The following is a 14,115-nucleotide window of genomic DNA, read 5'->3' on the forward strand; positions in this document are numbered from 1 at the left end:
TTACCCCTATTTACCTTTTGCGTCCGATGGCAGAAAAGTCTATACCTAAAGCCAATTAATCTATAAAAACAGTTTTAACCTCTTATTCGCTGCACCAGACTTTCTTCACACAGTGGCTCTCAGAAATTAATTGCTCATCGGGGTTGGTGTTATTCCTGCCGTTGTATCCCTCGCGATGAATTTAACGCTGTTGCAATAACAGCGTGGACGCTGCTCGCCCACTGGAGGAAGTATGAAGTTCACATTAAACCCGATTGCGTTCGGAATATTAGCCGCGCAGGCGCTGTTTTATCCGGCGATAAGTGCGCAAGCCATTACATTGGGAAGCTATTCACCGAAAATTAATGACGATCTCTTTGGCGCGCAGAGTATTAACGTCAATGGCAGCAATGAAACGCTGAACGGCACTCCTGATTTCGCACCGGGAACGGATGGATCAGTGAACTCCAGCCTTGGACAGGTCAACATCACATCTGGCGCGCAGTTTCTTAATCAGACCCGTCTCGATCCCGGTCCGCAGAACTTCGCCATCACCGTGCCTGATCCTACGACTGGCGGTAACACGACTTTCCAGGTCTACAACTCCGCCAGTCTGGTAGCACAAACACCAGTGACCTCCGATACGGCGGTGCCGGACGTGGTTAACGTTAACGGCGATCAATACATCAACACGCGTGTTGCGGATGTCTCGAACGGTGGCACGCTTGATGTGAATATCGGGCAAGCGAATGCAGCCAGCAGCGCCAGCACCAACAGCTGGAGCATGGCGGCGAAGCAGACCACGCTCTTTCAGGTGGGCAGCGACAGCACCCTGAACTGGAACTCGAATAATCGCATCAGCTTCTTTGGCACCGCTGCCACGCCGGATGGCGCCGGCGCCACGCAAACCTTTCAGGTGCAAAATATCGCCACCTACAACGGCAGCGTGAGCGTACAGACGCTGGATGGCGCCACCAACACCTTCACCGTGAACAGCGCCAGCGAACTGCAGACCTACAACAACTGGCTGATTAGCCAGCTGCAAGCGGGCAATCTGGACAAAGCCAACTATCTGACCGAGTTCAACAAAGCGGTCACCGTCACCAACGGCAATATCGTGTATAACGTCAGTGCCACGCCGCCAGATGAAGTCACACAGCCAATTGGTAACCGCATTGTGGTCAATGCCGATGGCCCTAATGCTCGAGTCAATCTGGCAGCAGGCAAAACGCTGGAAGTGGTCGGATCAACCGGCGGCGCAATCAAAGCCTCCAACGGCGCGCAGGCGGTAATCGATGGCAAGCTTGCCAGCCGTGGCACCCTTGCCAACAACGGCACTGCGCTGGTGCTCTCCGACAACAGCAACGGCAGCACCAGCAGCTCCGGCGTTATCAACGGTGGCTTCCTGAATCGGCAGGATGGCACCGGTATCGGCTCGACGGGTTACGGTGCCAACGGCGTATTGGTGCAGAGCGGTAGTGCATTTAACAATAACGGCATCGTCAACCTCGCTACTATCGGCAGTAATTCGCAGTATGGCGTGGCCGGTATTCGGCTGGAGGATGACGCGACGTCCAGCAACAGCGGCAATATTAATGTGGGCGTGAACGGTTCCAGCGCGCGCGGTACCGCTTCTGGTGTGCTGCTGACATCACCGACCTCCACCTTTACCAACAATACTGATGGGCAGATTTATATTGGCCGTGGTCCGCAGAACAGCCTGACCGACAGCGTAGCAGATACCGCGATGAATCAGAGCGGCCTCACCAGCGGGATTGCTCTAGTGGCTAACGGCTCTGCCACTAACAACGGCACCATCGTGATTGGCTCAAAGGTGCAGAACGCGGCAGGCATGTCGGCGACCGGTGCCAGCGGGGTCACGATGGTCAATAATGGCACCATTGATGTGAACGGTGCTGCCGCAAGCGTGCCGCGTGAAAACGTCGGGATGTCAGTCACCAACAGCAGCGGCGACATCGACAACAGCGGCACCATTAATCTGAATGGCGTCAACGGCACGGGCGTGAAGGTGGTGGCCACCAACGGTAACTCCGCCTCCGCAAGTTCGACAGGCACCATCAATGTTGCCGGAGGCGCTGATCCCGCCAGCGGCACGCGTAACTTTGGCGTGTGGGTGGAAGGTCAGGGCACCGGCCAGGCCAGTGCGGACGTCAACGGTCCGGTAAATCTGAGCGGCACCGGCGCGATTGGTGTGCACGCGCGCGGTAATGCCACGGTGGAAGTTGCCGCCAACGCGATACCCACCTTCAGCAACGGCAGTAATCAGATCGCCTTCTTTGCCTATGGCCCCAACGCCTTAATCAACGTAGCGGGCAACAATCCCTTTAATGTCACCACCACCAACTCGACGCTGTTCCGCGTGGAGCAGGGCGCGGATTTTGACGGCACCGATCTGTCACTCACGGCATCGGGCGCCGGTTCGGTCGCGGTGAACGGCAGCGGCACCGGTGGCACCGAAGTCAACACCCGCAATGCCACGCTCAACGTCAGCGGCGCGGGTGCCACAGGGGTGAATATCGAAGGCGGGGCAACGGGCACCATCGACAATGACACCACCATCAACCTCACCGGCAACAACGCGATTGGCGCGATTGTCGATGGGCAAAAACATACGCTGGCGGGCAGCAACAGCGGCGCACCGGTGCCCAGCACCACGTTAAGTTCGGCGGCAGCGCTTAACTCCGCGCAAAGCGGATTGATCGGTTATCTGGCACGCAATCGCGCGCAGCTCAACAACACGGGTGACATCGCCTTTAGCGGCGCTAACTCAACCGGGATAAGGGTTGAGAGCGGCGCGACCGGCACTAACAGCGGTAACATCAGCATCAACGATGGCGGCACCGGCATTGCGGTGAACAGCAGCGGCAGCACGTCAAATACCACGGCGAACAACAGCGGCAACATCGACGTTAATGGCGGCAGTCCCATCAGCCGTAGCCGGGGGGTCAGCGCCAGCGGCAGTCGGGCGATTGCGAATCTCAACGGTGGCACCCTGAACCTCAACGGCTCTGGCGCGATTGGCGCAGAGGCAATCAACGGCGCATTGGTAAACATCGCCGCCGGATCTGTGCCGATCTTTAATGGCAGCGATCAGATTGCTTATCATGCGGCAGGCAGCGGCTCACGTATCAACTCGGCCGCCAACGCGCTGGACGTGAATACCCTCAATTCCACCGGATACCGCATCGATGAGGGTGCCGCGCTGAGCTTCAGCAATCCCACCTCATTGACCGCCAGCGGCGCTAACAGCACGGGTGTGATCGTCTCGGGCAGCGGCAGCAGCCTGAACAGCGCCAATGCCAGCTTCAACGCCAGCGGTCAGGGCAGCACCGCAGTGCGTGCCGAGGGCGGCGCGAATGCTACTTTGGCCAGCGGCAGCAGCATTAATGTCAGTGGCAGCAACGCAGCCGGCGTGCTGGTCAATAATTTGCGCACCGATCTCAGCAACGCGCTGGATGGCACCTCAGCGGCCACCACCGTCACCAGCAATGGCAATCTCAGTGGTGCAGGCAGCAACGCCATCGGTTTTGATGTCACCAACGGCGCCACGCTGGTAAACAACGGTGTGGTAGACCTTACCGGCAGCAACAATATCGGTATTCGCTCACGCGCAGGCAGCACGCTGACCAACAATGGTACGGTCAATGTGGCGAACGGCACCGGGCTGGATGTGTCTGGCAGCGGCAGTACGCTGGCCAAAGGTGGCGTGATCAATGTAGATAACGGCGTGGCGGGCGTACGCATCAGCGACGGTGCACAGCTGGCACTGACCGGTAGTGATACGGTGATCACCACACAGGGCACTGCGCACGGCATCTTAGTTGATAACGGCGCCACCGCACTCAGCGCCAGCGATGCCACGGTCAACGTGCTGGGCAACGGTAACGGTATTGAGAACCGGGCTGAACTCAGTAATGTCAGCCTGAGCAACCTCACGCTCAACGTGGCGAATGGCAACGGGATTCGCACCGCGGTGCCGTTTGATCCGGCCTCGACGGTTACCACCAATGTGACCGGCAGCGGTACGGGCCTGAACATCGCCAATGCGGATGGATCGACCACCAGCGGCGATTTAACACTGGGATCCGGCTATCAATTTAACGTTACCGGTGCGGGCGGCAGCGGCATCCGCGCCAACACCACTGGCAATGTCACTACCGCCGCAGATGTCACGATCGACAATCCAGCGGGTGGATCGGCACTGATCTCCAGCACGGCGGGCACCATCGTCAACACCGGGACGTTCACTTCGAACAGCCTGACCTCGCCAGTGGTGGATTTGCGCGGGGGCAAAACCCTCTTCGAAAACCTCGGTAACATCATCACTGCCAATCCCCAAACTGTGGCGGTGGCGGGCAGCAATGCCAATGATGAAATCCTGCTGACCGAAGGCGATGTGCGTGGCGATATCAACCCCGGCGGCGGTTCCGATGTGTTCCGCTGGACGGGCGGTACGCTTAACGGCAGCCTGACGATGGGCAATGACGCTAATAACAGTGCGGAGGTCAGCAAGGTGGATCTCGGCACCACCTATCACCTCACCAGCGGCAGCGGAACGGGTAACACCCTGACGTTCAACCAGATCGACTCTCGTGGCGGGAGCTTGAGCGCCGACGACCTTAATAAAGGGGTCAACCTCGGCAGCGGCTGGAGCACCATCAACTTTACCGATACGCAGTGGACGTTGACCGACAACCTCAAACTGGCGCACAGCACCATTAACGTGGATGCGAACTCCACGCTGTATGCGGGCAACAATGTGCATCCGACGTTAGCGGGTGGCACCGCGGATTCACTCACGGTGAACAACGCCGGTATTCTCGATCTGACAAACGGCGTTGGCTCACCGGGAAACACCCTGAATATCGCTGGTTCACTGGCCTCCAGCGGCGGCCAGCTCAATCTGATCACTGACCTTAACGAAGGTGGCGCGCTGAGCAATCAGTTCACTGACCACCTCAACGTGACGGGCAATGCCACGGGCACCACGCTGGTGAACGTGAAACTCACCGACAGCAGCACTGGCGCGCTAACGGACCTGAATCGTAATGGCGGCATTGAAGGCAACGAGGGGATATCGCTGGCACAGGTTGCGGGTAACGCTGGTCCCGAGAGTTTTGCCCTTAAAGACGGCTATCTCGGCGCGGGACCATGGCAATACCGGCTCTACACCTTCGCGCCGGGCAGCACCGACCCCAGTCAGCGTTTAGTCACCGGCAGTGGCAACAACTACTGGGATTACCGGCTGGCGAATTATTACGTGTGTGAAGATGGCGCCAGCTGCCCATCGACCTTTATCACCGATGCGTTCGGCAGCGGGCAAAGCTACGATGCGCGTCCCGCCGTGGTGCCGCAGGTGCCGTCCTATATCTCTGCACCGGTTGGCCTGGCGTATTACACCTCGGCGATTATCGACGATCTGCATAAGCGTCTCGGTGAGTTGCGTCATGAGCAGACACGACCGGAAGGCGATGGCGGCGAGATGTTCCTGCGTTACATCGGTTCCAACCTGAAATACAAAAGTGACCAGAGCTTTCGCGATTACGGCTATGACTTCGATTTGGACTACAGCGCGGTGCAGGTGGGTGGCAACGTGCTGCGCCTCGACGGTGAAAAAGACAGCCTGCGCGGTGGCTTAGCCTACACGCGTGGTAACACGCGCATCCGTCCGGATGCCGCCGACGGGTACAGCAGCACCACCTTCGACAGCGATAGCCTGGCCTTTTACGGCACCTGGCAGCGACAGAACGGATTCTATCTGGATGGCGTGATCTCCTTTGACTGGCATCGTGGTGAAACCGATATCGCGCGACAAAAGCAGGAGGCGAAGCTGAAAGGTCACGGCTGGACTGCCTCGCTGGAAAGTGGCTATCCGTTTGATCTCGGCGATGGCTATAAGCTGGAGCCGCAAGCGCAGCTGATGTACATGAAGCTCAACATGAACGACTTCACCGATGAAGATGGCAACAAGGTAAGTTACGGCGATTATAACCAGACCATCGGACGTTTGGGCGCACGACTCGATCGCACCTGGACGGATGACAGCCATCGCCAATACACCCCTTACCTGCGCGCCAACTACTACAAAGGCTGGGGCGGCACGGCAGACACCAATATCTCATCGGTAGAAAATCCTGCGCTCAGTGCCACCTTCACCAGCGGTCACTTTGGCCAGATGTGGGAAGTGGGCGCGGGCGGTACCGCCACGTTGCAGAAGGATGTTTCACTGTATGCGGAGGCGGATTACCGCAAGGAGATCAGCGGCAACGGTGCCAAAGGGTGGCGCTATAACGTTGGCGTGAGGTGGCAGTTTTAAATGAGGGCATTTCAAGCGTCGCCTTGAATGTCGTCGTTCAATGGCTGCGGGATTTGGCCAGCTCAAGATAAATGGCGTCATTAAACAGATGCGACATTTGGCCTGATCACCATCAATTGCGGGCTTGGGTTCAGGTGCACATTGATGTGCACCTTGCTCATCTTGCGCCTCGGCAAAACCTTGATTTCATATACTCTAAATAAAATTTTATTGATCGATTTCCGCCACAAATAACAGGGGTATTGTTCACCATGGCTTTAATTCAGGATAAAAATTAATTCTTCGAGCTAAAGCCAGCCAGCTCTGCTGCCGAAAAGGTAAAAAAGTGTAATTGATTTTTTCCTTTAGCCTGCATCTTGCAAGGACAACACACATGCGGAACAACCAGCCTATCACTCAGCGTGAATTCATCTTTGCCGATGACGCCACGCTGATGTCGACCACCGATCTCAACAGCCACATTACTTATGCCAACGACGCTTTTATTGAGGTCAGCGGCTTTGAGCCGGGGGAGGTCAACGGTCAACCGCATAACATGGTGCGTCACCCCGATATGCCGCCGGAAGCCTTTGCCGATATGTGGGCCACGCTGAAACAGGGCGAACCCTGGACCGCACTGGTAAAAAACCGTCGTAAGAATGGCGATCACTATTGGGTGCGGGCCAACGCTATTCCAGTGGTGCGCGAAGGCAAAGTGCAGGGTTACATGTCGGTGCGCACCAAACCGTCAGCGGAAGAGATCCGCCAGACCGAAGCGCTGTACCGTGATTTCCGTGAAGGGCGTGCCAAAGGCCGCCGTTTCCACAAAGGGCTACTGGTCGGCACCGGTTGGCGTCGTCTCGGTTCACTGTTAAAAATCATGCCGCTGCGCTGGCGTATTCGATCCACCTTGATAACCCTGCTGCCGCTGTCGGTGATCGGCGTCTGGTTGCTGGGTATGGCACCGATGGCGCTGGGCTGCTTTGCCGCAGGCATGGCGGGTATATTGTTACTGGCGAGCCTGTGGCTGGAGCAGCAGATTTCCCGTCCAATGGAGCGCATCTGCCGTCAGGCTTTAAGCGTCGCTACCGGTGCCAGTCATAAAGTGGATCAGTTGGATCGCGTGGATGAAATTGGGATCACTTTGCGCGCCATCGGGCAACTCGGCCTGATGTTCCGCTGGCTGGTGGATGACGTCAGCGGTCAGGCGATCAATGTGTTAAGCGCCAGCGATGCGATTGCGCGTAGCAACGATGAGTTGAGCCGCCGCACTGAGCAGGCCGCCGCCAACGTGCAGCAAACCGCCGCCACCATGAACGAAATGACCGCCACGGTGAAAAGTAACACCGATACCGCCAGTGAAGTGAACAGCCTGTCTGAGAACACCAGCCATGCAGCGCTGAAAGGCGGCGAGGTGATGCAAGAGATGGTCGGCATGATGGCGGAGATTGCCGATAGCTCGAAGCGCATCGCCAACATCACCAGCGTAATCGACGGCATCGCTTTCCAGACCAATATTCTGGCGCTAAATGCGGCCGTTGAAGCGGCGCGAGCCGGTGAGCAGGGCAAAGGGTTTGCAGTGGTGGCGGGCGAGGTGCGCAGTCTGGCACAGCGCAGTGCCAAAGCCGCCAGCGAAATCAAAAATCTGGTGGAGACCAGCGCGGGCCGCGTGCAGTCAGGTAGCGATCATGCCGATGCGGCGGGGCGTACCATGCAGGAGATCGTTGACCAGGTGCAAAACGTCACCGCGTTAATTGCCCAGATTAGTTCTGCCACCGCTGAACAATCCATCGCGTTGAGCGAAGTGAGCACGGCGGTGGAAGATCTCGACGATATCACCCATCAAAACGCTGCGCGCGTGGCGGAAAGTGCCGAAGCGTCCGGGCGTATGACGCATCAAGCCAATCGCCTGGTGGAAGCGATCAGCGTGTTCCGTTAAAGGATCTCGCACGCTGTTCGAAATGCGCCGAAGCCTCATGCCAATCGCTTGGTGGAAGCGATCAGCGTATTCCGTTAAAGAGGCTCGCGCGCCGCACGCAACGCGCCAGGCGGCGTACCGACAATACGTTTGAACGCCCGGCTGAACGCCGCCAGCGAACCGTAGCCAAGGTGGAAGGCAACGCTTTCCACCGCTTCACCCTCATTGACGATACGTTCTACCGCCAGCCGCATGCGCAACTCGGTGAGATAACGCAACGGCGTCATGCCAGTGGCCGATTGAAAACGGGCAGCAAACACCGACCGTGAACTGCCCGATTCGCGCGCCAGGCGTTCCACCGTCCAGTTTTCACCCGGTGCACGGTGCATCGCTGCCATCGCCTGGCTAAGACGTGGATCGCGCAGCGCCTGCACCAATCCACTGCCTTTACCGCAGCCGTTTTCCACCCAGCCGCGCACAATCTGCGCCGCCACCACATCGGCCAGTCGGGAGAGAATGCCGGCGAAACCGGCTTTGCGGTCGCGGGTTTCACGCTCCATGGCATCGAGAATCGGCTGGATTTCTGGGTACTGGGCCAGCAAAGTGCTCACCAGCATCACGTCCGGCATGGTGTGCACCAGCGGCTGCATGCCACCAAGTTCTAACGCCATGCAGGCGCTGAACAGAATCACATCGCTGTCGTCCGGACAATCTTCGCTGCTGTCACCAATGGCACAGACGCTGCCGCAGATTGGCTTGCTGTTGAAAGTCGTGATCGGTTCGCAGATGGCATCCTCGCTGGAGATCAGCGCGTGCGCTTTGCCGTGCGGGATCAGCATCGCATCGCCTGCCTGCAACGGATAGATCACGCCAGACGCTGAGCGGATCATTAACGATCCACGGCCAACAAAGTGCAGTTGTGCCTTGCCCGGCGCGTCATCGTATTGCAAACCAAAAGGGCTATGTAAGGCGATACGCTGATATTTCACGCCGTACAGGCGCATGCCCATCAGCAGTTCACTGGTCAGATCTTCATAGCGGCTCATACGAATCCAGACGAATTATCAAAAAACAAAGTTTCTGTATCATAGATCGTCTTGCGTCATCTCACTATGCTTACAACCTGAATTTTTGTGATGGGGATCGCAGATGAGTCTGGATACTGAAGTAGTCGAAACAAGTATAGCGGTGGATAAACCCGCATGGGGCGCGGTGTTTGCCATGGCGTTTGGCGTATTCGGCCTGATAACCGCCGAGTTTCTGCCAGTGAGCTTGCTGACGCCGATTGCCGACTCGCTGCAGGTGAGTGAAGGGCAAGCGGGGCAAACCGTCACGGTCACTGCATTGGTGGCACTGCTCACCAGTCTGGTGGTCGGCAACCTTACGCGTCGTCTCGATCGTCGCATCGTGATGCTGGTCTTTACGCTGCTGCTGATTGCCTCGGCGCTGCTGGTGGCGTTTGCAGAAAATCTGCCGATGATCCTGCTGGCGCGCGTGCTGCTCGGCATGGCGATTGGTGGCTTCTGGACCCTCTCCACCGCGATTACCATGCGGCTGGTGCCGAGTGATCAGGTGCCGAAGGCGTTGTCGATTGTGTTCAGCGGCATTTCGCTGGCGACCATTATTGCCGCGCCGTTGGGCAGCTACCTCGGCGGTATTATTGGCTGGCGCAACATCTTCCTGCTGACCGGCGTACTGGGCGTACTGGCGCTGTTCTGGCAGTTCTTCACACTGCCTTCCATGCCACCAGAGAACAAAGCACGCAGCGGCGGTGTGCTGGATTTGCTGCGTAACAGCCTGATGCGCTGGGGCATGCTGGCGGTGATCATGATGTTTACCGGTCACTTTGCCTTCTTTACCTATCTGCGTCCGTTCCTCGAGAGTAGCGCGCAGCTCAATATCAATCAGCTGTCGCTAGTGCTGCTGGCGTTTGGTGTGGCGAACTTCTTCGGTACCTCACTGGCGGGCTTCCTGGTGACGCGCAGCGTGTCATTGACCTTGACCGGCATGGCGCTGGTGATGAGCGTGACGGCGGTGGTGCTGGTGAGTTTTGGCAATCTGCCATGGGTAGTCGGTGCCGGTGTGGCGATGTGGGGCCTGGCGTTTGGCTCAATGCCAACCGGTTGGTCAACGTGGATCTCACGAGCAGTGCCAGATGACGCTGAGTCAGGCGGCGGCTTGCTGGTGGCAACCATTCAGCTGGCAATCACGGCAGGTGCGGCGGCAGGTGGCTGGATGTTTGATCTCAACGGCGCGGGCGGTGTATTCCTTGCCAGCGGCGTGCTGATGCTGCTGGCGGCCATCACCATTTTCACCCGCGTTCGGCATCACGGTTAAATAGCTTGCTATGTCAGGGTCGCCATCAGCGTCGATCCTTTAAAAAGCTCTGATACCTGTAGGGTCGCCATTGATGGCGACCTTTCTTTTTTCTGGCAAGCCACGCAGACATAAATCCTGCACCACATTCAAAACCCAGTTTTTTAACCCTTTGCACACAGGTTAATCCAAATGTGCTTTTTATGTTCAAATTAATCGAATAACAACGGCAAATCTCTCCGCTTTTTTGTGATCGGTTTCACGCCTATTATTCATCTCAACAAGGCGATGACGCCTTATCCGATAAAAAATCATTGAGGAATTGACCATGAAATCTATCAAAACTTTTGCTGCTGTTATTGCTCTCTCTGCTCTGCCATTCGCTAGCTTCGCGCAAAGCATCACCGCATGTGCTTCAACCCTGGATGGCGCAGAAGCGCAAATTGCTGCTCAGGCGCACAAAGCTGGTGCTTCGTATAAAGTGACTGAAGCCAACTTCAACAACGGCGTGCATATGACTGCCGAGTTGACCAAATAAGTCTGCGTTAACGATCTGTGCTGACAGGGTGCCTTAGGGCGCCCTGGCGGCGTTTGTAACTACATAAAATTCTGTTACTTCCCTGCCTAAATGATTACTATTCTCAAAAACTAACATCCTTCGTCGGCTCGCCTCGGGCTGTCATTCTTAAATTGGTTGCATTGTCGGGCTTTCACTTCACTGCCATGAGGCGGTGGATTTGCTATGGAGAAGTTATGAAAGCGATTAAAACAACATGGGCGTTGCGTCCATTGCTGCTGGCAACAGCGCTGTTATCTTCCTCTGCGGTACTGGCGGCTGAATCCCAGCCATTGAACCAGGTCATTTCCAAAGGTGCTTACGAACTGGCGTTTAGCAACAGCGATAACGCGCTGTTCCTCGCCACGGCGCAAAACGCCAGCAGCAAAGGTGGCACGGTTTATCGTCTCGATCCGCAGGACCTGTCGGTGAAGCAGACCATCAACACCGATCTGCCGACCTTTGGCGCTGCCATTAACCAGAAAACCAACACGCTGTTCTTCGGCAATACCCGTGATGCGGCACTGACCTCGGTCGATGCCAGCAGCGGTAAAGTGCTGAACTCACTGGTGCTTGATGCGCGTCAGCGCAGCGAAACCGTTCGTCCACTGCAACCGCGTGAAGTGGTTGCTGATGCGGCAACTGATCGCGTGTATGTCACCGGCCTCGGTGAGCAGAGCGTGGTGTGGGTTGTGGATGGCAAAACCCTGAAGCTGGTCAGCACCGTACCGAACACCGGTAAAATGGGCACCGGCCTGGCCATCGATTCTGCGGCGCAGAAACTGTACGTGACCAATGCTGACGGCGAACTGGTGACCATCAATACGCGCCTGAACGCGATTGAAAAACGTCAGAAAATTGATGGCGACAAAGATCACTTCTTCCTGAATATCGCGCTGGATACCCAAGGCCATCGCATCTTCCTGAGCGACTCTAAGCAGCCTCAGGTGCTGGTGCTGGATTCCCGCACTCAGCAGGTGATTCATAAGATTGATGTGCCAGAATCGCTGGCGGTACTGTTCAATGCCGACCGCAACGAGCTGTACGTGACCCATCGCAAAGCGGGTGAAATCAGCATCATCGACGCCAGCTCTTATAAAGTGAAGCGCACGGTGAAAGCACCGGGCCTGCCCAACAGCCTGGCGCTGTCAGCAGACGGTAAAACGCTGTTTGTTAGCATCAAGCAGCCAGGCACCCGTAAAGAGCCACCAAAAAACCCGGATAGCGTCCTGCGCATCGCGCTGTAAGCGGCAGTTATCTGAAACTCAAGGGCGGCGTGTGCCGCCCTTTGCATTTCCGCACTTTCCTTCCCCGCTCGCCCCGCGATATACGCTACCTTTTACCTCGACAACACCAATGGAGAGGAAGCAATGAGCCAGTTTTTTATGCATGAGAAAAACGATCTGGTGAACGAAGCCATCGAAGGGGTTTTGCTGAGCACGCCCTGGCATAACCTGAGCCGCCTCGATCTCGGTGATGAGATCCGCGTGGTGGTGCGCACAGATTGGGATAAGAGCAAAGTGGCGCTGATCTCCGGCGGCGGATCGGGCCATGAACCGGCGCATGCCGGTTTTGTCGGCAAAGGCATGCTCACGGCGGCGGTATGCGGCGATATCTTTGCCTCCCCGAGCGTCGATGCGGTGCTCAATGCCATCATCAATGTTACAGGCGATGCAGGTTGCCTGCTGATTGTGAAGAACTACACCGGCGACCGGTTGAACTTCGGGCTGGCGGCGGAGAAAGCGAAAAATCTCGGCTACAACGTTGAGTTGGTAATGGTGCAGGACGATATTGCGCTGCCCGAAAATCCTCAGCCGCGCGGCATCGCTGGGACCGTGCTGGTGCATAAGATCGCCGGTTTTGCTGCCGAGCAGGGGCAATCGCTGGATGAAGTCAAAGCGCTGGCGCAGCGTGCCATCGACGCCACCTCATCGATTGGGCTGGCGTTTGCTACCTGTCATATTCCCGGCGAAAAGCGTGATGAACGTGTCGAAGCGGGCCACAGCGAGCTGGGTATGGGCATCCACGGCGAACCGGGCGTGGTGACACTTGATACCCAAAACAGTCGAAAGATCAGCAGCATTATGACCGATAAGCTGGCGCAGTCGCTGCCAGACGGCAAACAGGCACTGCTGTTAATCAATAACCTCGGCGGCTTCTCCCAGCTGGAGCTGGCGGTGTTGACGCGCGAAGTATTGCAATCGCCACTTGCCGCGCGGGTTACCCACCTTATCGGTCCGGCAACCCTGGTCAGCGCTTTAGATATGAAAGGCTTCTCGCTGTCATTGCTGGCGCTGGAGGAACCCTTCCTTGAGGCACTCAATGCGCCGGTGCAGGTGCTGGGCTGGGTACCGGTCTATGACTTTGCACCCATCAGTTTGCAGAGCGCGGAAAAAGTCGGCAGCGTGCTGGATTTCGACCCGTCCGACAACGCTGAAGTGGCAAAACACGTTGAGCGCGTGACACAAACCTTGATCGATCTGGAAAGCGAACTCAACGCGCTGGATGCCAAAGTTGGCGACGGCGATACCGGTTCAACCTTTGCCGCAGGCGCGAAGAAGATTCAGCGTGGCTTGCGTGATAAGCAGCTGCCGCTGGATGAGTTGCCAACCTTAATGGCGCTGATCGGTGAGCAACTGGCGACGGTGATGGGCGGCTCAAGCGGTGTGTTGATGTCGATTCTGTTCACCAGCGCCGGGCAAAAACTGGAAGAGGGCAGCGCACTGCCGCAGGCCTTAATGCACGGTCTGGATCGCATGAAACATTACGGCGGCGCTCAGCCGGGCCATCGTACGTTAGTGGATGCGCTGCAACCGGCGCTGGAAGCGTTAGTGGCCGGTGAGTCGCTGGCGTCTACCGCGAAAGCCGCTCAGCAAGGTGCGGAAGCCACGGCTCAAATGCAGAGTGCCAAAGCGGGCCGTTCGGCCTATCTGAATCAGCAGAGTCTGGATGGGGTGAAAGATCCGGGTGCGTATGCGGTTGAGAAGGTGTTTGCGGTGTTAGCAGGTTGATGGTCGCTGATTGATGCCA

The 14,115-nt window shown here is 57.1% G+C and carries 7 protein-coding genes; 6 read left to right on the forward strand and 1 reads right to left on the reverse strand.

Features of this window, described 5'->3' with window-relative positions; all coding sequences use genetic code 11:
• The first annotated feature begins 232 nt into the window (after positions 1–232).
• Together ACXI0A_RS03300 and ACXI0A_RS03305 are read left to right on the forward strand one after the other, a co-directional pair.
• Positions 233–6,316, forward strand: a complete 6,084-nt coding sequence (locus ACXI0A_RS03300) for an autotransporter outer membrane beta-barrel domain-containing protein (RefSeq protein ID WP_476150390.1) — start codon at positions 233–235, stop codon at positions 6,314–6,316.
• A 373-nt stretch (positions 6,317–6,689) separates the two neighbouring features.
• A complete protein-coding gene (locus ACXI0A_RS03305; RefSeq protein ID WP_476150389.1) occupies positions 6,690–8,234 on the forward strand; it encodes a methyl-accepting chemotaxis protein in 1,545 nt (514 codons plus the stop codon).
• Between the two features lie 74 nt (positions 8,235–8,308).
• On the opposite strand, the gene ACXI0A_RS03310 is transcribed toward ACXI0A_RS03305, so the two are convergent.
• On the reverse strand, positions 8,309–9,259 hold the full coding sequence (locus tag ACXI0A_RS03310) for a cupin domain-containing protein (protein WP_476150387.1): 951 nt from the start codon (positions 9,257–9,259) through the stop codon (positions 8,309–8,311).
• Positions 9,260–9,362: 103 nt separating this feature from the next.
• Between ACXI0A_RS03310 and ACXI0A_RS03315 the strand changes: the two genes are divergently transcribed.
• From ACXI0A_RS03315 to ACXI0A_RS03330, 4 genes are all read left to right on the forward strand, one after another.
• Positions 9,363–10,550 (forward strand): MFS transporter, encoded by a 1,188-nt coding sequence (locus tag ACXI0A_RS03315; protein ID WP_224932194.1) that lies wholly within the window; start codon positions 9,363–9,365, stop codon positions 10,548–10,550.
• Between the two features lie 307 nt (positions 10,551–10,857).
• Entirely contained in the window at positions 10,858–11,067 is a 210-nt protein-coding gene (locus ACXI0A_RS03320) for a YdgH/BhsA/McbA family protein (protein ID WP_224932196.1), read from the forward strand.
• A gap of 215 nt (positions 11,068–11,282) precedes the next feature.
• Positions 11,283–12,332, forward strand: a complete 1,050-nt coding sequence (yncE, locus tag ACXI0A_RS03325; RefSeq protein WP_476150385.1) for a 7-bladed beta-propeller protein YncE — start codon at positions 11,283–11,285, stop codon at positions 12,330–12,332.
• A 123-nt stretch (positions 12,333–12,455) separates the two neighbouring features.
• The gene (locus ACXI0A_RS03330; protein WP_476150383.1) at positions 12,456–14,096 is read left to right on the forward strand and encodes a dihydroxyacetone kinase subunit DhaK; all 1,641 of its coding nucleotides are present in this window, start codon (positions 12,456–12,458) and stop codon (positions 14,094–14,096) included.
• Positions 14,097–14,115 lie beyond the last annotated feature (19 nt).

The sequence above is a fragment of the Pantoea sp. C1E2 genome (assembly GCF_056491465.1).